The organism is Buttiauxella sp. B2, assembly GCF_006376615.1.
Taxonomy (GTDB): Bacteria; Pseudomonadota; Gammaproteobacteria; order Enterobacterales; family Enterobacteriaceae; genus Buttiauxella.
Window position 1 is genome coordinate 1 of the sequence record NZ_VEXQ01000024.1, and the last position, 19,714, is coordinate 19,714.

Annotated in this window: 25 protein-coding genes; all 25 read right to left on the reverse strand. The window is 39.9% G+C overall.

Going from position 1 to position 19,714, the window contains the following annotated elements; translation table 11 throughout:
* Positions 1-138: 138 nt before the first annotated feature.
* The gene (locus tag FH968_RS19725) at positions 139-396 is read right to left on the reverse strand and encodes a hypothetical protein (protein WP_139882479.1); all 258 of its coding nucleotides are present in this window, start codon (positions 394-396) and stop codon (positions 139-141) included.
* A 506-nt stretch (positions 397-902) separates the two neighbouring features.
* Positions 903-1,457 carry a hypothetical protein gene (locus FH968_RS19730; protein WP_139882481.1) on the reverse strand — a complete coding sequence of 185 codons (555 nt, stop codon included), beginning with the start codon at positions 1,455-1,457 and terminating at the stop codon, positions 903-905.
* A gap of 40 nt (positions 1,458-1,497) precedes the next feature.
* Positions 1,498-2,445 (reverse strand): hypothetical protein, encoded by a 948-nt coding sequence (locus tag FH968_RS19735; RefSeq protein ID WP_139882483.1) that lies wholly within the window; start codon positions 2,443-2,445, stop codon positions 1,498-1,500.
* A 147-nt stretch (positions 2,446-2,592) separates the two neighbouring features.
* Positions 2,593-2,880: a hypothetical protein gene (locus tag FH968_RS19740; protein WP_139882485.1), complete on the reverse strand. Its 288-nt coding sequence runs from the start codon at positions 2,878-2,880 to the stop codon at positions 2,593-2,595.
* Between the two features lie 52 nt (positions 2,881-2,932).
* Positions 2,933-3,178 (reverse strand): hypothetical protein, encoded by a 246-nt coding sequence (locus FH968_RS19745; protein WP_139882487.1) that lies wholly within the window; start codon positions 3,176-3,178, stop codon positions 2,933-2,935.
* Positions 3,179-3,420: 242 nt separating this feature from the next.
* Positions 3,421-3,675 carry a hypothetical protein gene (locus FH968_RS19750; protein WP_139882489.1) on the reverse strand — a complete coding sequence of 85 codons (255 nt, stop codon included), beginning with the start codon at positions 3,673-3,675 and terminating at the stop codon, positions 3,421-3,423.
* The gene (locus tag FH968_RS19755; RefSeq protein ID WP_139882491.1) at positions 3,676-3,867 is read right to left on the reverse strand and encodes a hypothetical protein; all 192 of its coding nucleotides are present in this window, start codon (positions 3,865-3,867) and stop codon (positions 3,676-3,678) included.
* A 159-nt stretch (positions 3,868-4,026) separates the two neighbouring features.
* Positions 4,027-4,320: a hypothetical protein gene (locus tag FH968_RS19760; protein WP_139882493.1), complete on the reverse strand. Its 294-nt coding sequence runs from the start codon at positions 4,318-4,320 to the stop codon at positions 4,027-4,029.
* A gap of 37 nt (positions 4,321-4,357) precedes the next feature.
* A complete protein-coding gene (locus FH968_RS19765; protein ID WP_139882495.1) occupies positions 4,358-5,005 on the reverse strand; it encodes a hypothetical protein in 648 nt (215 codons plus the stop codon).
* A 21-nt stretch (positions 5,006-5,026) separates the two neighbouring features.
* On the reverse strand, positions 5,027-5,605 hold the full coding sequence (locus tag FH968_RS19770; RefSeq protein WP_139882497.1) for a serine acetyltransferase: 579 nt from the start codon (positions 5,603-5,605) through the stop codon (positions 5,027-5,029).
* A 4-nt stretch (positions 5,606-5,609) separates the two neighbouring features.
* Positions 5,610-6,392 carry a SprT-like domain-containing protein gene (locus FH968_RS19775; protein WP_139882500.1) on the reverse strand — a complete coding sequence of 261 codons (783 nt, stop codon included), beginning with the start codon at positions 6,390-6,392 and terminating at the stop codon, positions 5,610-5,612.
* A gap of 228 nt (positions 6,393-6,620) precedes the next feature.
* Positions 6,621-7,064 (reverse strand): H-NS family nucleoid-associated regulatory protein, encoded by a 444-nt coding sequence (locus FH968_RS19780; RefSeq protein WP_139882502.1) that lies wholly within the window; start codon positions 7,062-7,064, stop codon positions 6,621-6,623.
* Between the two features lie 237 nt (positions 7,065-7,301).
* A complete protein-coding gene (gene topB, locus FH968_RS19785; RefSeq protein ID WP_139882504.1) occupies positions 7,302-9,566 on the reverse strand; it encodes a DNA topoisomerase III in 2,265 nt (754 codons plus the stop codon).
* A gap of 36 nt (positions 9,567-9,602) precedes the next feature.
* Positions 9,603-10,139, reverse strand: coding sequence for a hypothetical protein (locus tag FH968_RS19790; protein WP_139882506.1), 537 nt, complete (start codon positions 10,137-10,139; stop codon positions 9,603-9,605).
* Between the two features lie 74 nt (positions 10,140-10,213).
* Entirely contained in the window at positions 10,214-10,678 is a 465-nt protein-coding gene (locus FH968_RS19795; RefSeq protein WP_139882508.1) for a hypothetical protein, read from the reverse strand.
* A gap of 18 nt (positions 10,679-10,696) precedes the next feature.
* Positions 10,697-11,140: a lytic transglycosylase domain-containing protein gene (locus tag FH968_RS19800; RefSeq protein WP_370451541.1), complete on the reverse strand. Its 444-nt coding sequence runs from the start codon at positions 11,138-11,140 to the stop codon at positions 10,697-10,699.
* 37 nt (positions 11,141-11,177) lie between these two features.
* Complete coding sequence (locus FH968_RS19805; RefSeq protein ID WP_139882510.1) at positions 11,178-11,807, reverse strand: prepilin peptidase; 630 nt, start codon at positions 11,805-11,807, stop codon at positions 11,178-11,180.
* Positions 11,804-12,232 carry a type IV pilus biogenesis protein PilM gene (gene pilM, locus FH968_RS19810; protein WP_139882512.1) on the reverse strand — a complete coding sequence of 143 codons (429 nt, stop codon included), beginning with the start codon at positions 12,230-12,232 and terminating at the stop codon, positions 11,804-11,806. The genes FH968_RS19805 and pilM overlap by 4 nt, the downstream gene beginning before the upstream one ends.
* A 120-nt stretch (positions 12,233-12,352) precedes the next feature.
* Positions 12,353-13,717 carry a shufflon system plasmid conjugative transfer pilus tip adhesin PilV gene (pilV, locus tag FH968_RS19815; protein WP_139882514.1) on the reverse strand — a complete coding sequence of 455 codons (1,365 nt, stop codon included), beginning with the start codon at positions 13,715-13,717 and terminating at the stop codon, positions 12,353-12,355.
* Between the two features lie 14 nt (positions 13,718-13,731).
* Positions 13,732-14,700 (reverse strand): ATPase, T2SS/T4P/T4SS family, encoded by a 969-nt coding sequence (locus FH968_RS19820; RefSeq protein ID WP_139882516.1) that lies wholly within the window; start codon positions 14,698-14,700, stop codon positions 13,732-13,734.
* An 11-nt stretch (positions 14,701-14,711) separates the two neighbouring features.
* Positions 14,712-15,218 carry a type 4 pilus major pilin gene (locus FH968_RS19825; protein ID WP_139882518.1) on the reverse strand — a complete coding sequence of 169 codons (507 nt, stop codon included), beginning with the start codon at positions 15,216-15,218 and terminating at the stop codon, positions 14,712-14,714.
* A 26-nt stretch (positions 15,219-15,244) separates the two neighbouring features.
* Positions 15,245-16,312 (reverse strand): type II secretion system F family protein, encoded by a 1,068-nt coding sequence (locus FH968_RS19830; protein ID WP_139882520.1) that lies wholly within the window; start codon positions 16,310-16,312, stop codon positions 15,245-15,247.
* 11 nt (positions 16,313-16,323) lie between these two features.
* Positions 16,324-17,916: a GspE/PulE family protein gene (locus FH968_RS19835; RefSeq protein ID WP_139882522.1), complete on the reverse strand. Its 1,593-nt coding sequence runs from the start codon at positions 17,914-17,916 to the stop codon at positions 16,324-16,326.
* On the reverse strand, positions 17,913-18,377 hold the full coding sequence (gene pilP, locus FH968_RS19840; RefSeq protein ID WP_139882524.1) for a type IV pilus biogenesis protein PilP: 465 nt from the start codon (positions 18,375-18,377) through the stop codon (positions 17,913-17,915). The genes FH968_RS19835 and pilP overlap by 4 nt, the downstream gene beginning before the upstream one ends.
* Positions 18,364-19,713 carry a type 4b pilus protein PilO2 gene (gene pilO2 / locus FH968_RS19845; protein WP_139882527.1) on the reverse strand — a complete coding sequence of 450 codons (1,350 nt, stop codon included), beginning with the start codon at positions 19,711-19,713 and terminating at the stop codon, positions 18,364-18,366. The genes pilP and pilO2 overlap by 14 nt, the downstream gene beginning before the upstream one ends.
* Position 19,714 lies beyond the last annotated feature (1 nt).

Here is a 19,714-nt window from a genome sequence, read left to right on the forward strand (position 1 = left end):
CAAAGAAAACATGACATCATCATATGAATCTTCGCTTTTTAGTTGTTCAATACGTTTTACCGCTTCACGTATTGATTCCATATTCAGGGGTTCTATGCCGGAACCGCCGAAATTTCCGGCAAAGAACCCCTACCAACGTCAGATAATGTCCACCCTGACAAGCCGGTGATAGCTGCTTTTTACCTGCAAAATGCTCCCCTGCACCGTGAGCTGGACGTTGCCACCCGGCTGTAGGAAAGCAACACTTTCAGCCAACGTGATATTGTTTGTAGCTATCCGAAGCCATCCGTCTTCTTCGTTGAAGAGGACACCAAAAAAAATGACTTCAGACGTGCTGGTCATCACATGCGCTGTTTGTTTTATCGTTCCCGTAAACGTTCTTTTGTTGCCTGTCATAACGTCATTGGTCCCATACGATCATTAAAAAATAGGTAGCGGAGTCTCTGATATAAAGAGTCAGAAATTAAACAGAGGCGTGAAATAGGCCGCTTGCACGGCCTATTTATCTTAACCAGTAGGCGATCATTGCTATGGCAATACAGACTGGTGAAAATACGGTCAGGAAATTATTTATCCTTGAAGGAATACCACCTTTAAGACCGAAACCCGTTGTTTCTAACGGAAGCATAAAGAACATGGTTAGTGTGCCGCCGATCCCAAGACTCATGAAAACATAAAATATCAATGATGTAGTTACCGTCATTCTTATTACCTATCAGGCTATTCATTTGACTTATTTTAGCAGGTCAGATCTTGTGCATCCAGCAGAACTGGACAGAATTACCTTTGTGTCCAACGTCGAAGGGATATAAACGGGAGACGTAAATTTTATTATTTCCAGATTAACCATTGGGATAGCCTGATAATATCAGGCCAGATCACAGCCAGCCAGCAGAGTTACGCTATGGATTCGTGGTAATCACTAGCAGTTTGCCGTCATCCATTTTAACAATGGTAAGGGCGAGGCCGCCTTGTGGAACCTGAAAATACTGACTGGCAGTTTCAGACTTCCCGGCATAAATAATATTGTAGGATTGATTTATTACCGTACCTCCCTCATTCAATGAAAGCGGCGTGTTTTTTATTAATATTGCATCCTGAGCAGATAACTTTTCTACCTGCATGTTTTTTTTGAATGCCGCCAGTGCTTTCTCAGAAGAAAGCGGCTTGCCATTTGCACTGGATTTGAAAATAATCACACTACCCTTATATGAATTTAAATCCAGTGTATTTGTCACCACTGCTGTATTAAAACCGTCTTTCTCCAGTAGCTTCACTGATTTAATCAATGCATCAGTATCGATAGATTTAAATACTCCGTAATCAGCCCCAAACACCCCGATGCTTTGTGGATTAACAACAGTAGTTGTAATGTCAGGTGTACTGGAAATAGCAGAGAACGTAGCGGCAGATGAGCAGATATAAATGATAGGCAATATTGATTTAATATTTTTCATAAAACTTCCTGTTCTGTCAAGGAGTTAATCCCGTAGGGGCTTAATTGAATCGTCCATGCTCACGATCATAGGTTTTTGCATCAAAACATAGCTCTTCAAGCCACACATCCCACGCTTTATTCATAAATACCGATTCATGTGCTCTGCCTTGTGCTTCAAGATATTCACTTTCTTTTTTGAAAAGCTCCTCATAAAAATCACGCGCATAGTCATAATTGAAATTAAAAACTATATAGCGAACCCCGCAACCAGTCAGCTCTTTAAAGTGTTTTTTTAGATACTGGCTTTCCCATTCCCACATGAATTCATTAAACGCAAGCGCATCGAGAAGGGTATCTAAATTATAAACTTTCTTTAATTTTCTGTTAATACAGGTGGCAATATGACGATGTTTTGTTGAATAGGTGCCAGATGATAATAAATCCGAACAAACAAGCGACAGACGTTGAACATCGTTGTTGATAACTGAGTTAGATATTTGTTTTAGAATACTGTTTCCCACAAAATGTTTATCGCTGGTTGACAACTGCATGAGCGAGGATAAATCATCAGTGAAATTAATATCAAGTTCAGTGAACGTAGGCTTACCGGGAATGTTATCAGGAGCCAGCAGATATTTACTTTTGACCAAAAAATAGATTCGAATTTCAGACCAGACTTCATTAATGGCACGTTTAGCAAAAACATCAAATTCATCACCAACAATGGATTTTGCATCTTCTATTATTTCTGGGTGTAAATAATCATCCACAGAAAACCGGCATTGTATTGCCTCTTGACCATCCCAGACATAGTTATCCGTCACCGAACCGTAATTGATACAAAAACGTCTTATTTTTTCCTGTACATCGTCATGCTCAGTGCAATTAATCTCATACCAATAATTTTCTGGTTCCTCTATATCAGAGGACATTAAAACAAAGCGCACGACAGGAGACTGACAAAAAAAGTTCAAATACCGGGAATTAAAATCTTTATCAATTTTCACATATCACCTTCCTATTAATTATTTCATAAAAATACCAGACCAGATCCCGCACTGCCAGCAGAACTGGGCAGAATTACCGGGATATCCTAGTACCTATGGAATTAACTGACAGCTATATTATTTGCCACTCATTAAACAAGCGAGCTTTTAAATATGTTTTATTATTCGTTTAGAACGCAAAGAAACAAAAATATAATTAAAAATAAACAATGAAAGAAATAACACAGGTGTTGCTATAAACATCCAACCTATTGGTTTTGAGTCTAATACTGTTGTGAAACAACCACTAGGGCAAGATAAAACAGGAGCTGTTACAATTTCGATTCCTGTAAAGAACATCCAAACCAAACCCGTTATAATAGCAGCATAAAATGCAGCACCAACCGCAAGACCACCTAGTAGTAAAACAATGCCTAAAACTTCAAGAATCCACATACTGATTACCCCCCAGACGTATATTAATAATCCTTTATGCACCCTAGTTATCTTATAACCAGTATGCGATCATGCAAATGGCACCAACGCTAATTACCCCTCCAGCTATAAACATATTACGCCGCCATCTAACAAGACTCTTTGCGGGATCTGTTTTCGCAAACTCTTTGAGTTGCTTATCAGTAAAGCGATCACCCGCTTTATCTGTAGTACCAGGGTGAATGTACCAGGCAGTCCAGAAACACCTGACCCCAAACCCAGAAATTACTATCAAAATACCTATTTTAAACAGTTCCATTGCCCACCTAACCTTGAGTGAAAAAATTAACCTTAATTAGTTTTATCGGCATGACAGCTTAGAACTCCAGCTAAAATTGAAGTACTAAAGACAAAAACCACCATCCCGACTGGCACCATCCACATAGACCCCGATTCCACAATACTAGAGAAGTAATCGCCTAAATCAAAAACAGCAGAACAGAAAAATAAAAATCCAGAAATTACCAAAATCCTACTAATTATAAATATTACCCTATTATCCTAAATTTCTTGATGTCGATTGTAACCCATTTCATTCTTCCCGGTTGGGGTTATATGCATAGTAGTAAACCCATTCAGAGATATGCCATTTGCGGCGATATACGATTTATTTAACAGTGCCTTTGCGGAAACAGTGCAGTTAATGACGTTTAAGCCAAGAAAGAATCGCCCCTTACTGTCCATCCTGAGCATAGCCCCGGCGCTCATTTCCCTAAGTATCTTTAATTGTCCTTTCGCCATCCACCATCCCGCCATTTAGTCCTCCTGTTTGTTAGGTAATCCCGGTAGCCCGTTAGCTGCATCTATATCACGCTGTTTAGCCGCTGCTGCGATGCGTGACATTTGTCGAGGGGAAACTTCCCAACGGTGAGCCAATTCTTCAAACGTCCATCCCTTGCTGTTGGCTATTTCCTGAATCTGCGTTACTTTTTTGCGCCTACTGGTCATATATGTCTAGTTTGCTCCTTTCCATACTACCTGTCAAATATGTCAGGTAATATTAACTTAAAACTAGTCTTTTGTTAAGAATGGGTTGTTGGTTATGGACAGAATGTTCAGGGGTGCGGGAATTAAATGAAGGGCATTAAAAAGGCCGCTGGCGCGGCCTTAGTTCGGTAACTGGTATTGTTGCAATTTCGACAAGCAATACAGGAAACCTTTACGACAGAGGGCGGCTGCAACGAAACAAACGGTAGCAAGGAAAAAAGCCATTCCTGCACTGCCAAGGCTAAGACCTTCGAAGGAATACATCCATACAGATGCAAAAAGCCTCACAGCAGCGTTAATCATAAAAATGAGTCCTGTTAAACCAAAAAAGAACAGCCCAATAAATGCTAAGAGCGTTGTATTGTTAACAGCATAACTTTTTGGCTCAATGATCTCTTTTTTAAATTTAGGCATATTCTTTCCCTTTTTCGCCAACAAGATTATAGGACAATCAACCAATCAATTCCCCACATGAGTTATGGCCTATCCAAACTGGTGACGAAATCACATTTTCTCTGAACACTGCCAGAATCGGTTGTGATAATGTTTTACCCTCCACTGAATGCCTGTCTACTTCATGACCAAATAACCCATCATAGCCCATATCAAAAGCACACTTACAAATACTCTCGATTAAACTGCGTGTTAAGTTGAGGTTAAAAACATATGTCCCATATTCTTTTGACATATCATACTCTTCGCAGTTTCGCCGGATTTCTTTATGAAAATGATGTTCAAGATCTACATCAGTCCATGCATACCTAAGAACATCCCCAGAAAGCCAGCCACGATGCCAAAAGTCGTGTTGCACATTCAATGACTTTTCCATTAACTGTATTTTCGATGTCATTACTCTTAATTTTTCAGATGCTGCATAATTACTAATAGTATTTAAAATGTTTGCATCTTTTTTTAGTGATGATACCGCTAATCTCTTACCTGCCCCCAGCGCATACTCCTTGTTAGCAGTAAAAAAAACAGGGGAATGACGAATCAAATAATTTTGATTTTTTTTCATCGGTGGAGGAAATGACCATTCCTGAAAGATGTCATCTCCACCATGAAACCATGATATTTCTGCTAATTCATTAATGTTCATTATGCACCATCTGTTATATGATTATTTTTCTTTTATAATTGAAGTTACGGTATTGTAAACAATGGAATTGTCAGGTATGTCTTTATTGACAAATGTCATGGCTCCTATTGTCACATTTTCACCAATCTTAATGTCACCAATAATACAACTATGTGCTCCTATATCAACATTATCACCGATTGTTATTATTCCTATATCCCCTATTGATGATTTACGTCCAATCGTTGTATTTTGTCTAATATTCATGTTGCGCCCAATGATACATTCTGAGCGGATTACTATCCCTACGCAGTGATTAACCTTCATACCTGCACCGATATGTGCGTATGTACTAATATCTGCACCATATTTTCGAAATATTTTTGCATTGATCTTTCTCGACCATTTTTGATAACGATTACTGGGTAAACCACTCAGATAGTTTGCCACACGCCACCAAAAATAAAATCGTTTCCTAGAGCTAAATAAACCTCTGTGTATTACCTTAAACCACGAAAACTTTTTCTTCCCACCCCGGCTGATAACTTCAATTCTTAAACATTCTTTAAGATGCTCAAGTGTATTTCTGGTCTGTATATTGCTGTATAAACCGTTATCCATATATTTAATCCTCTGCTTCCAAACAACACTCGCAGTCACCACATTTAAGATGCGCTGTAGGTTTAGCCCACGCATTAAGCCCACAGTCCGGGCAACTAAATTTAGTACGGGTTCCCGTTCCTTTTATCGGGGGAAGAAAATCAATAACCTGATCCGAACCATCGTCGTTATCATCAGGAACGATAGCGCCCTGGTTGACGGTTTTAGTCAGTTTTTGAATCAACACCATATCATTTCCGTCAGTTACCTTTAACCAATCATCAAGAATATCACTGTTAGTTTTAGCCGAAGGTGCCAGCCCTGTTGACCACTTATCATACCAGGATATTGAAAATCCATTTTTTAGCAGGTCATAAACTGCCGTTTGAAAATGCCCACCCCGGATAATGTAATGCGTCATTTGTTGGCCTGTTTTTTTACCTCCAGGCATTCCAGTATTCGAGGGCATTAAACCAATTTCCTCCATTTTCTTCCCCCAGACACGATCATGATATCCACCACGGCAGTTTTTAATGGGGATGTAATGCCTCCAAACATGGCATTGTTCATGCACTAGGGTAGAAAGTGTATCTGCCAGCGAACGACCACCAAAGTAATCTGGGTTCATTGCAAGTTCAGATATATTCGACTGCCCGGTAAAACGCTCCGGTGCAAAATACCCAAACGTCCTTTTACCGCGCTGTAGTGTGAGCAACAAATCCGGTAAAGCATTCTCGAAGAGGGTTGTATTGAAATAGTCATAAGCCTGTTGCAGTTCGGCATATGCCTGAATAGCGGGTTTAGTCATGGCTAGTGTCCGTGTTAATCTCTGTTAATTGTATTGTACAATACAATATATAAATAAAAAAACGGATTATTCAACGTATACCTGAGTACAAACATTCCTCATGCAGACATGCCAATGCACCTGCCCATTCTGAAAAAAAAAGCATCAGTGGATGGGTGATTTTTACGTTAAATTGGTAATTGCATATCTGAACTACCAAAAATCAGGTAGTTCAGATATTGAAGGAAATTATTCGTCAGATGATTTAATCAGGAACTCTTCTTTCGTGTGGCCGTTCTCGAAAGCTTCTTTAAATGCTGATTTTATTCTACCCCGTCCAGACCATTCATGAACAACCCCATCTTTATCCGTCAGACGGTACTTAGGTTTCACCTCAGAAGCCGGTTTCTTACCTGTTTTTTTTGCCTCTGGGTTTTCTGGCTGTAAACTCAGTAATGCAGGATCAAGCCCGATTGACTCCATGTACTTTTTCACTTTCTCGAGTTTTTCTTGTTCCTCTTGCTTTTGGCGTTGTTCAGCCAGGTACTCATCTTGTCTTTCAGCGATAACCGCCTGGAGTTTCTCACTAGCCTCTTGCAAAAACTCATAACTAACTTCACGAGCATAAACACGTAAAGACCGGATGTTAGACAATACAGACGTTACCGCACCAAAACGTTCATCACTACTCATTAAAATAACCCCTTGTTTACATGCAATTCCGATTAATCTGATTTATTTAATCAGTGATTTTATACGGGCAATGCTGGGTGCCACCAGTTCACTAGAAGAATGCTATTAATATAGCAGTTTTAACCAATGACAGCAGATCACCTATGTTGCCACTTATTTATAGACTGAATGGTACGTTTACAACCCCTGCGACAAAAACACCCATTACCACAATAGAAAACGGTAATGGGTAGAATCTTAGTCCTTATTCTTAGATATGGTTTTAGGCTTTAGTTCTGGTTTTCCTTTCACATCCGGGAAAAAACTTTTGCAGGATTGGTCAAACACCCCTTCACATGCCCAATAAAATTCACCCTCATTCTTTTTACTTTTGATGCGTTTTAATTTCTTTTTACATTTTGGGCAAGTGGTGGCTTTTTCTTCCCGCGCTTTTTTAGACTCCGCAGCCGCTTTGCCTTTCCCGTCAAAATCAGGTTGGCCCTTATAATCTGGCAGCGTTTTCTTGCATTGCGGATCAGACCGGAATCCGGTACATGCCCAAAATTCACCATTGGCTCCATTTACCTTGCGCAACGGTTTTCCACAATCGGGACACAGTGCAATATTGGCTGAGATATTGATCCCATGCTTATCCAGATCAGCAATTAGGCCGCAGATATAGTCATCAGTCACATGAATAAAATCATTTATCGTCAGCTTACCAGACCTGATAAGGGCTTGTTGTTCAGCCCATCGCGCTGAGATATCCGGTTGCGTGATTTCATCCGGCAACGTCTCGCACAATTCCTGCCCCTGCTTCGTCGTTTTCCAGACAGGCTCTGAATAACCTTTAATTTTCTCGATACAGATAAGACCCGTATTCCCCGCCAGCTTTTCAAGAATCCCCGCGCGAGTGGCCTCAGTTCCGAGGGTTCCCCCTCCTTCTTTTTCTTCCAGGGCTTTTCGTAACACAGGATCTTTAATAAATTTACCAGCATTTTTCATCGCTGCTATCAGCGTGGATGCCGTAAAATATTTTGGTGGTTTTGTCGGTTTTTTATCAATTTCTGACGACTCGCATCTACCCGTATCGTTAAACTTCAAGCTGAACAGATCGAGGCCAGTGATTTCCGTTGTTTCGGCTTCTTCCTCATCATCCTCTTTACCCAGGTTTTTACCCAGAATTTCCCAGCCTTTATTAACCAAAACACTCTGTGTAGATGTAAATGTATCTCCATTAATATCAAAGTGAACTTTGGTTTTGTTCCTTACGGAATCTGGATAAAACAGTCCAAGAAAATGGATAGCAACCAGGTTATAAACATGCCTTTCCTTTTGACTAAGACGAATATCGGCACCGTTTTTTAAGGATGGTACGATAGCATGGTGCGCTTCACCTTCCATTTTTTTGGTATTGAACGCTTTGTGCTTCTGTTCTTTATGCATCCCTGCCACGATGCCAGATAGCTCCGGCATCGTGAGACTAACAGCCGCTGCAATATCAGACGCCTGATAGTAATGTTCATCGGATAAATAACAGCAGTTTGTGCGAGGATAGCTCACAAGCTTATGCGTTTCATAAAGGCTCTGGAGTATGTCCGACGTATCTTGAGCACTATAGCCATACTTTTTTGCACAAATAATTTGAAGTGTGCCAAGATCGAGTGGTAACGGCGGTGCTACGCTTTCAGGTTTTGTAGTGGCAATCGTCACCATCGCTTTTTTATCTTTGATCCGTTCAGCGATATGTCGCGCCTGCGCTTCTGAAATCAGGCGTTTTTTATCATCAACCTGGTCACTCTCAACAACCTGATATTTAGCTTTAATGGTATGACCATTCAAGGCGATACCGCTATAAACATCATAGAAATAACTTATAGTGTGATTTTGATTCGCAAGCGTTCTGGAGTTTATCAGACCCAACGTGGCACTCTGTACACGCCCCACGTTAAGAACCCCGTCATACCCTTTTTCACGACCTTTTAATGTAAACCCCCTAGTCAGATTATAGCCAAAGCTCTGATCGGCTAATGACCGCGCTAGGGCGCTGTTAGACATTCCGCGAAACTTGCTGTTAGGCTGCATATTCGCTAGAGCCTTTTGTACTGGTGCCAGGTTTAAATCAACAATTAGAAGGCGTTCAACCTGCTTCGTGTTACGGGCATAATCAAGAATTTCATCAACCAGTAAGCACCCCTCTTCATCTGGATCGCCAGCATTAACGATGCTTGAGGCATCCTTAATTAGAGACAAAATAATGTTTGTTTGTGCAGCAGTTTGTGGCTTAATTTTTAAAGAAGGGGGATAAACTGTTTTAATGGCTAAATCACTAAAATTCCATTTGCTGTATTTTTCATCATAATCCTGTGGATCATAAAGCTCCAACATATGTCCCACACACCACGTCACTACATCATCACCACGTTTAAAATAACCTCCTTTTTTTTCGGTATCAGGATTTCCACCCAGACCTTCAAAAATTGCTTTTGCTAATGATGGTTTTTCTGCAATAAAAAGACGCATAAGTTCAGTCCTTATGTAATTTGTAACTAAGTTAATTTAAATTATTTTAACTGCGGAACTTTCAATGAGATTATTGCTTATCACACTAATTGTGTTTTCTGACAAAAGACCATAAAGAGTTAAATCTCTTAGCATCGAATCCATACTATTAGTATAAAGCCCTCGATAGTAGTGGTGAGCGGTAAGATCTTTTCTGTATTTCAAACACTCTTTATGTGCCTTTTTCATTTCATTACAAGAAAAATATACATTTGGGGTTTCAATAGGAATAGAATCAACAAAATCACCACTTGATTTATAAAGCAATTCAATAACGTTGCAAGCTTGCCCAAACCAACGTTCTTCATCGGCATTTATAGCCCAATATTCCCCACTATTATTATATTTTTCTATATAAACGCCTCTACGAAAATCAAACCTTTCGGGGTAGTCGTAACACTCCCTTGCGGCAAGTTGACGAGCTACCTCGTTAATTTTGATGAAACATTCATATTCACGCTCAGTGTAACCACGTTTATTAGCATTGAGTTCATTCAAACTTAAATCAAGTACTGCTAATTCATTATAAGCCATGCGATTACCCCCCATTGTAATCAACAGAAAAAACCCCTGCATCTAAGTAAAAGTTAACAAACTGTCTTATATATTTATTCACGCACCTTATATAAAACATCTGTACTTAACTCCCTCTTCACGTTATCAATATTTTCATTAAATCTATCAATACATTTCTCACGTTCTTCTTTGCTATCATTTCTATCTGCTTTTTGTAAACAAACCATTTGTTCATACCCTGTTGCCATTAAAATTAAGTACGAACCTAAATTTCTCGATTTACTTTCAAGGCAGGTGAATGATTCATTGTAAAACGTGTCACCATCGGCATGGTGCCACTTGTCAGAGAAAAGGTTATAATTATTTTCACTCTGACATTCTCTCATATGCAATGTACTGACCAAATATTTAATATCGCTACGCTGTGAATCAATGAAATTATAATGATAGGCAAAATTTAGATATCCTATACATGCAATCCATCCAATAGAAAACACAGTGATAACCAATAGAAAACACCTAACTTTAAGTTTTTTAAAAAAACTTATATTATTCATGTCATTTCCTTCCTTATCTTAATATCCGGTAAGAACCAGATACCTGGCATACACTTTTTTAGCGTATTTCATTCTAAATGGTGCATTCGCATTTTTAAATCCGGCATTATATGCTCCAACTGATTCCCAATTAACTCCATTTGCAGAGATGTTACTAGCCAAAATCCAAGCACCAACAAAAATGTTCTGACAGGGGGTTTCAAGCAAGTCTTTACGAGTAATCCCCATACTTGCTAACTTAGGGAACCATGAAGAGTTAATTTGCATTAGACCAACATCTTCACTAATCACCTTCCCGTTTTTCTTGTTTTGCCCTATTGCGCTAGGAACCATAGAACTTTCTACTTCCGCTATAGCAATTAACAATCGGTGATCTATCTGATACCGGGACGCAGCCTGAACAAAACACTCCCGATATGGATTTGCAGTAGTATTAGCGAAAGCCACGCTTGTGATAGTCATCAAGATAGGGATCAACAAGAGTTTCAACATTACCGTTTTATGAAAACGCATAAGGCATTACCCCTTCGAAAGTTTTATAGGCAATAAATATCAGGGACAGGAAAGGGATAAAAGGAACGGTGACTGTTTTAAACACTTTACCGACCACACATGCAAGCAAATAGGCAACACCACATAATGCAAAAGCATACTCAGGCTGAACCCACCAACCAATAGATGGCAACAAGTAAATATCGCCACTGGCAATAAGATATTTTTTATTTCTTAGCCATTCGACAAAATTCAGTAATAAAGGAAAGACCAGAATCAGCCCTGAGCTAATCAGGGACTGATTAACATTAGTATGATGAAAAGCAACGCTATACCACAACGCCCCGTAGATAACCCAATCAGGCACCCACTCGCAGACTTTATCAATGTAAGCTGCTACCGCCAAAATGAGCACAAAACCACACAATACAAGACTATGTGTACCTGAAAGCCAGAACGCGATAACCAAAACCATCCAGACAAGACACGCCAGTGGCTGTGGTTGAAGAATTTCATTACTTTCAAGTGCCGTAATTTGCTCAATTACAGAGTTTCTGGCATTACTATAGAGAAGGGGCAATATTACATATATTGCCCCCATAATTGATACAACAATGGTAATTATAATTGGAGTCATAGGATGTAAACCACGTAGTTAGCTGGTATATAACCAGGTTTACTGACCGTACCACTGGCTGTATTAATAGATGTTGCATTTGTTACCCCGATAGAAGAAGAGGACTTTGTCATTTCCATGAGTTCTTTCATCAATCCGGGCTTCAACGTGGTATAGACATATCCTTTACCATTAACAGCATACAGTTGTATGTCATTACGTGGTGACAACCACGGAGGAAGTGTTATTTGCCCGGTAACTACACCTGTGTAACCAGGGTTGCTGGCGACATATTTTTGCAGTAGTTCTTTATAAATAACAAATGTCGTAGCGGTGACATTAACATTTATGTCGGTATTCACATTTTCATCAATGGATTTACTTTCAAAGGTTAAATACGCCGCACCAAAAAAAAGGCCGAAAACAAATATGTATATCATATTCATGTTATCAATCTCGCCATTTGCGCATACAATTCATTTACACTCATATAAATCATTGACTATGAATCATACATCCGGGCACCTGGCTAATGCCAGCACCCCGAAACATATAAAATCAGATGGTCAGTAATTTAATAATAATTTGAAGCAAGAACATTGCCCTTGTTGTTGCCCTGGGTAAATTACTGGGCACCGATTATCATTTACCGGTGTATTACCAATATAATCCCATGATTTATTTTCGCTCATTGACGTATATCGGCAATAGTAACCAGGTGTACCACTGGTCGGCTTACTCCAGACATTATTAATACAAGAAAGTAAAGCCCCTGAACCATCCTGACCTATCAACCCATTTGATTGGCACCATGCACCAAGGCCCGCCCTACCATTAATTTGTAAAAACTCCCCCGTAGTAAGACGACCATTAGATTGCACATAGTTGGAGTAAACACGATTTGAATTCATATCTCCGGCTGCATCAATGTTGCCATTTGAATGAACATAGTTTGACAAAACCCGATTTGAGTTCATATCACCACTGGTGTTAATGCCAGCGTCACCCTGTAACACACCTGGTGTATAGACATTTTTACCGCCATATGCACGAATCCAGGTGCTATCCGTCATATTCCAGCCACCGCCCCATTTTTGGCTGTACCAGCCAGTGTCCCCACGCGTCCTGAACCAACCCCCTGTATATGTTTCGCCTCTAGTATCCACGTCCTGTGCATTGACAGAACCAGAAGCATTAACCGTTGCTGTATTTACGCTAGAAGAGGCGTTAACCGTCGCACCTGCTACAGTGCTTGATGCTGAAATGTTCTTTGCCGAATTGATGTCATTCCCGCCCAAACTCAGGGCTGTTGTCATAGCATTTAATTCAGGATGCCCAGGTACAGAATTACGATAAAGAAAATCATTCACTATCGCGCCGTCTGCATAAAAACCACTTACTACAATGTTTCCATCCCCCGGATTATAACCGCCGAAAACAGATAAGTTTTCTACCCATGCCGACATAGCCCCTTTTGCCTGGCCTCCTTCAATATAGCCTCCTGTACCACCAATTCTGGAAGCTATATTTCTGGCAGCACTTAGACTCGGAGTACTACCACCATAAAGAAATGTCATGGTATGAAATTTTAATGCCGATGGTTCATAAATCAGAGTTTTATAGGAGTTTGAATATAGATTTGTATCTGAAAAACCAACAGGTAGATAACCAGCGCTGACAAGCATTGGCACAGTCAACGTAAACGGCGTAGTCGCCGTCGCTGTTGCTGCAATGGTTGCATACTGATCTGAGATATATTTATTGACTGCTGTTTCAACCAGTTTAGCGTGACGCGCTGCTAACATATAATCATTCTGGTTACTGAAATACATAGCAGATGGGATGGTTAATGCTCCCCCAACAATCGCTGCAACAGCAACAGCAATTAACGAATCACCTACCTGTGCAATACCTTTTTTAAGGATTTTCATAATCGCCCCTTATATCAATCCTGAAACCTGTATTTCATAGAGCCAAGCTGGTCAGTAAGGGATTTAAAATCCCCACCTGCTATTTTTGCCTGAATGGTATCTTTGTTTGATGAGTCTAAAATATTGAATCCTGAAAGCTCTACATTATGCCCTCTGAGATACTCATCTTTAAATACAGGGCTTAACGTCTGATAGGTGATCATAAAAACAGATTTGGAAATAATAGCCTTTGCGTTTGGATTAATTTCTTCACACAGCATACAATAACGTTCAAGAGCATCTATTGCCGTTGCTCCATGAATGGTTGAAACGACAAACATACTTAGTGATGCTTTTAACACCTCATTTGCTGTAATGCTGTCTCTTATTTCACCTAACAAAAAACTCGTAGCACCCATTCTGAATGCTTTTTTTGTCGCAGATGGATAGCCATCATTTTCTGTTACTTCAAGTTGTATGCAACGCCCTGATCCATGCTGACCTTCGAGTAGGGTTTCAATAGGATCTTCAATGGCAACGCTTAATTCCCCTGTTAGCGCTATTCTATCGCTTAGAATAGCTGCTGCCGTGGTGGTTTTGCCTGAACCCATCCCCCCAGACACTAAAATAAGGCCAGATTTCTTTTTGTCCTTTAATCCCTTATTCAGATCAGAAGTAAGACCAATGTCAGATAGAGTAAGAATTTTTGAAGAAGTCTGACGAAATACAAAAGTAGGCAACCCCGCTATATTGAACGTAATCGTTATACGATAAAGACGCTCGTCATAAGTTAGCGAAAACTCCGTTCTCTTTGTTTCTTCATAAAAGTGTAAGGCCTGATCGCGGAGTTGACTAATATCAAAACGTAATTCTTCTGGAGCCGGGGCAAGCTGTGCGCTTGCCCCTTTAAGACCTTTTATCTCGAAATATTCCTTTTGTGCTCTGTCATATCCAAGATAAATATCTACAAATCCAGAATCGCGTAATCTTGATTCTGATGGCATTGAGTACCCTGCTATGATTTGGTTTTAAACGAAATGCTATTTTTATCTGAACCGGAACAAGCACCCGTTGCAGTGACCGCATCAACTGCGGTGGTAAAGGCTGTGCCGTTAATTGTTGTTGAAGCCATATCTGTAGTTCCAAACTGAGTGGCAAGCTTAATACAGTCTTTGTCTGACAAAAGTGTTTCTGCAACAATAAAGCCAACTCCACTACCTGTAACCGTCACAACACCACCAGATTTGTTATAAATTTGGTTGCCACTGATTGTTGTTGTAGTGGAAATTGATCCCCCTTTAATCAAAGCAGGTACATAGTCCGATGTACCGTAGCCATTAGCTGCTCGTAGCTGTTTTGTTTCACTGATGATGGTGGAGACTAATGATACTTCCGTTGCACCATACACCTTATTGAACAGCACCCATCCAGCCCCCAGAGCAAGACCCAATAATACAAGGGTAATAGCAACAGAAACACCGGAATCAAAAATATTAGAAATACCTTTCTTTAAAGATTTCATCAAATACGTCCTTTTTATACAGTTAATTACATATTAAAGAAGGCTTTTTGAATAAGCCCAGACAAAATAATTACTATTGCACAAATTGAAAATGCAAGGAAAAACATTGAGAAATATTTTAACCGCCCTCCAATTGTTTCAATATTTGAAATTGTTTTTTCAAGCCATTTATGACCAAATCGTTCAAGCGACCCCTCTTTGTTTCGCGTTTCAAATAAGCTTTGCATTTTTATAATCGCTTCCTCGCTCGGAAACTCATAACCCGATACATCCAAAGCCGTACCAAGATTATCCTGCCCCTCACTCAAACCATTTATCGTGGCATTGATGCGCTCTATAAACCAGTCAGAATTAGACGACTCTTTAATCCGGTTTAATGCCGCTTCAAGGTTAATACCTGAACTAAGCATAGCGTTCATGCTGAGGATGAATGTCGCACCATACATGTTTTTATATAATGACCAAGGAGGATATTTATCAAAGTGAAATCTTAGGTTTCCTGTCCACCTTGAGAATGACCAATAAATTAAATAACTTCCTCCCGCAAGAAAAATAACGATTATATAACTATACCCTGTAATAATAACGTACAGGTAATAAATTACCTTCTGGCTGAACTCCCATTTTTCCAGCGGAATAATTTGGAGTAGAATTGGGATTATCATAATGCACACAATCGAAAGCAAAGACATTGCCATTGAGAAGGTAAAAAAAGCATTTAGAACTGCTGATTTAATGGCTGCGTATATTCTTCCAGTACCCTCTGCGATTGTTATTGCCCTTAAAAATCCTTCCTGTGCTTTATTCACCACTGCGTTAGCTTCAATTACAGTTAGCTCTTGTTCGGGAATCCAGTAAGCAAGAGACTGACTTAAAGACATTCCCTCTGCAATGTTATGTGAACATTCCTCAAGAATTAGTGCGATAGGATCGTTTGGCTTTTTACCTCGGCGTGTGTAGTTAAGAATAAGCTTTTTAAGAGTTGTTTCAATATCCAGACCGTCAAGAAGGTATTGCCTAAAATTATCATACAACTCTGAGCGATCATTAGTATTAAAGGTATTGCGGTAGACAAACCGTTGAAATTTATTCACACCACACTCCGCTATAAAGCCTGTCTATTCTTTCTGACGAAATCAAATGTTTCGGGGGTAAACATTTGTGAATCCCTATCAAGATTGCAGGTATTTTTATGTGCAGTTATGGGATCTATTCGCCCATCATTAATTAATCTTGTCATGTTATCGCAAAGTGTCAGGCCACCTTTTTTATACCAATAGCTGTATGCGCTCATTTTGCCATTCTGATGGTATTCATTCATAAAAGTGGCATCTGTTTCTATAATTTCAAAAATGCCTGTACGTCCTTTAATGCCAGTGTAATTGCAATGCTTACAGCCAGATTCATCCTCCATATAAACAGATTCTGTATCACACCAGGTATCAATCACTTTCTGAAACCCTACTGGCACCTTTTCACGCTTATCCCTATAAGGCACCTTGCACTCTGGACACAACAAAGGAACCAACCTCAATCCTATCAGGCAAGTGATTAGTGAGGCATCTGTGAGTAAATCATCATCCACACCAAAGTTTTTCAAGCGAGACATAATATCAATTGGAAAAGCTGTATGGATGGTTGTCATCACATTGTGGCCTGTCTGAGCGGCTTCAGTTACACCCATAGCCGATGTTTGATCACGCGCTTCACCTTGATAAATCCAGTCAGGATCAAGACGGAGAAGGCTTGAAATAGCTTTACCCCATGCTCGAGACAACTCTACACGGTCACTGCGGTCAGTAATCGTTAATTGTGTCTGAAATGGCCCTTTCATAATCGACTCAATCGGATCTTCAACTGTAATCATGTTAAGGCCGGAGTCATTGGCTATAACCATTTCAGCAATACACTGCGCCAGCGTACTTTTACCGTGACCAGTTGGGCCGGAAAAGAAAGTCACGCCACTAGGACGATTTATAATCCGTTCTATGGCTTCCTGCTCGTTCTGTGTCATGCCTAAGTCAGACAACGTTAAGGCTTCATCACGGCGCTTAATCAGACGCACAACAACCAACAATTCATTGTTTCCACCAGGGCGGCTGGAGAATCGCCCCCCGCTCAAACCAAATTGATGCACAAACTCTTCGCGTACCCGCGCATCCATCGGTTCTGTAAATGTCACAGATGTTGCGCTATGCCCTTCGCACATAGAGTTATAAAGAGCATTAACAATCATTTGACCATTTGTTTCAGCATCAAAATTTAGATTATGTTGTCGCCGTAATTTTCCATCCACACGAAATGAGATTTCATAATACTTTTGGTAGATACGCAAATGAATATCTGAGGCGTTCATATCAGCCGCTTTTTCAAAAAGCTCCCTGATTTTTTTCTGTAACAATGACATGTCATTATTACTTGCGTCTACCGTGTCTTTTTTCTTTCGCAACCATTCAATAATTTCTTTTTTCGGCAAAAATTGCTTCTCGAATCTTACATTACGATCTTTAAGCACTCGTAAAAAATCATAATAATTTGCGTCAGTAGAAATTGTATCTGCAACTAGAAGCCAATAACCTCCATCCATTCGCTCCATTAAACACACAGACTCTTCAATACCTGAAAGGCTATTATTCCCGATAACAGATTTAATATCTCTTATCGTGCATTTTTCTAAATCCAGAACTATGTCGCTCATCGCCCCCCCTCACTTAATACTTGAGTTTTTCCGGTTGAAATATTTTTAACGGTGACACCATTTATTGAGATTCCCGTTATCTGATAGCCACCTGGCAGCATTTCGCCACTGCGCTTAATCGACATAGAACCATCGGAGAATGATAGTGTTGCCGCTATTTTGTTCCCTCCGCCTATGATTTTTGAAACCACAGGTAAAGAAACCCCCTGGGAAGGTGTAGATGCGGTATTCCCCCCCTGCTGAAACGCTTGTGGTGGCGTTTGTGCGTGTGTCTGTGAATCGCTCGAGGATGTAGGATTCTTGACTTCTTCGAGTGCTTTATCTCTTGCTGCTACCGCCTTGTAATATGTCGTTTGACTTTGCAATACATCAAGGTCATAAACTGTTTTTAATTCATCAGCCAATACATTAGATACCAGAACAGAGAAGAGAACTCCGCACAACACGTTAGCGCGTCCCATAAATCACTCCTGACGTTTTATATTTGGCGACTGAAAACTCGCTATTAATATCCATAGAGATATTGCTCAAGCGTACTCCTGAAAGATCTTTGTTATTAAATATAAGAAATGGAGAAATATCTGATTCAAATGAAAAAGTCATTTCACGCCAATCTGGAAGTGGAATATCCTCACCAAATTCATTTTTCTCTTGTTCTTTATCTGCAACCTGAGTCAGTGAAAAATTAATGTTCTGAGACTGTAATATACTTACTAGTTTATTAATTTGCTCATTCATTCCCAAAACTGACTCATCACCGTTAGGCTTGCGGGGTATTTTTAATGTCACCGACCCTGCGGAGGATTGACTGATATTTAATGTAGGTTCAACACCAAGTTTCTTGATAACCGCCGCATAAAATTCGCCTACACTCAACCCGGAGTCCGGGGGGCGAGCAAACAAGGCATTGATGCTATCGACAGAACAATCAACCGTAACAGGAATCCATCCCCCCAGAGATAGAGGAAGTCGCTTGTACCCTGTCCTGCATCCAGCAATAAAATCTTCAACAGAAGCTTGCTTTATCCACGGATGAATTAACGCTTCTTGTGCAGTTTTATAACGAGCTTCTTTATTTAAGGCTTGAAGTGCAGCCTGTGCAATCGCCTGTTCCTGCAATCGCTTTGTCTCAAGGTGGCTTTGCCAGATATTGTAAGCAATCACCCCAAACAACGTGAAAACAAGAAATGACACTAACAATGAAATTTGTGTTTTTGTCATTCCCCATGTTAAAGGAACAAGCTTGTACGCCTTTTTGAGATTTTTGCTAATCAGAATATCTTTTAGCTTTAAATCTTTAGTGACGAACATAAACACATCAGAATCACCATAAACAGGAATATCCTGATTATCTTTAGCCCCTTTTAAATCTGATTTAACATCAATGACAGCTTGCTTTACTTCACTTTTCGGAATAACAACATCTGAGAGCGGGAAAATAGCACCACGTTCAGTGACAGCGATAAGAATATAATCGGAGTCCTCATTAGTATCATCTACCGGAAAAACCCCAATCCAAGCTCCGCTAATCAGAGAAGATAACGTAACGGAAAGCGAATACGCCCCCCGCAAACGCTGCCCCGTCTTTTCAGCAAATCCCGCCTGGGTAACACTGCTTTTCCTGATTGCGACAATATCAAGATGCTTTTCTTTGCCAATACGCTTGATTTCTTTCATGTAACCAAGCGTTTTAACGTTTTGCCATTTTAGCCCAACAACAAAACGTTTGTTATCAAAAGTGATAATTGTTAAAGGTGTTATAATTTTTGGCTTTGCAGATTTAATTTCAGTTGCCATA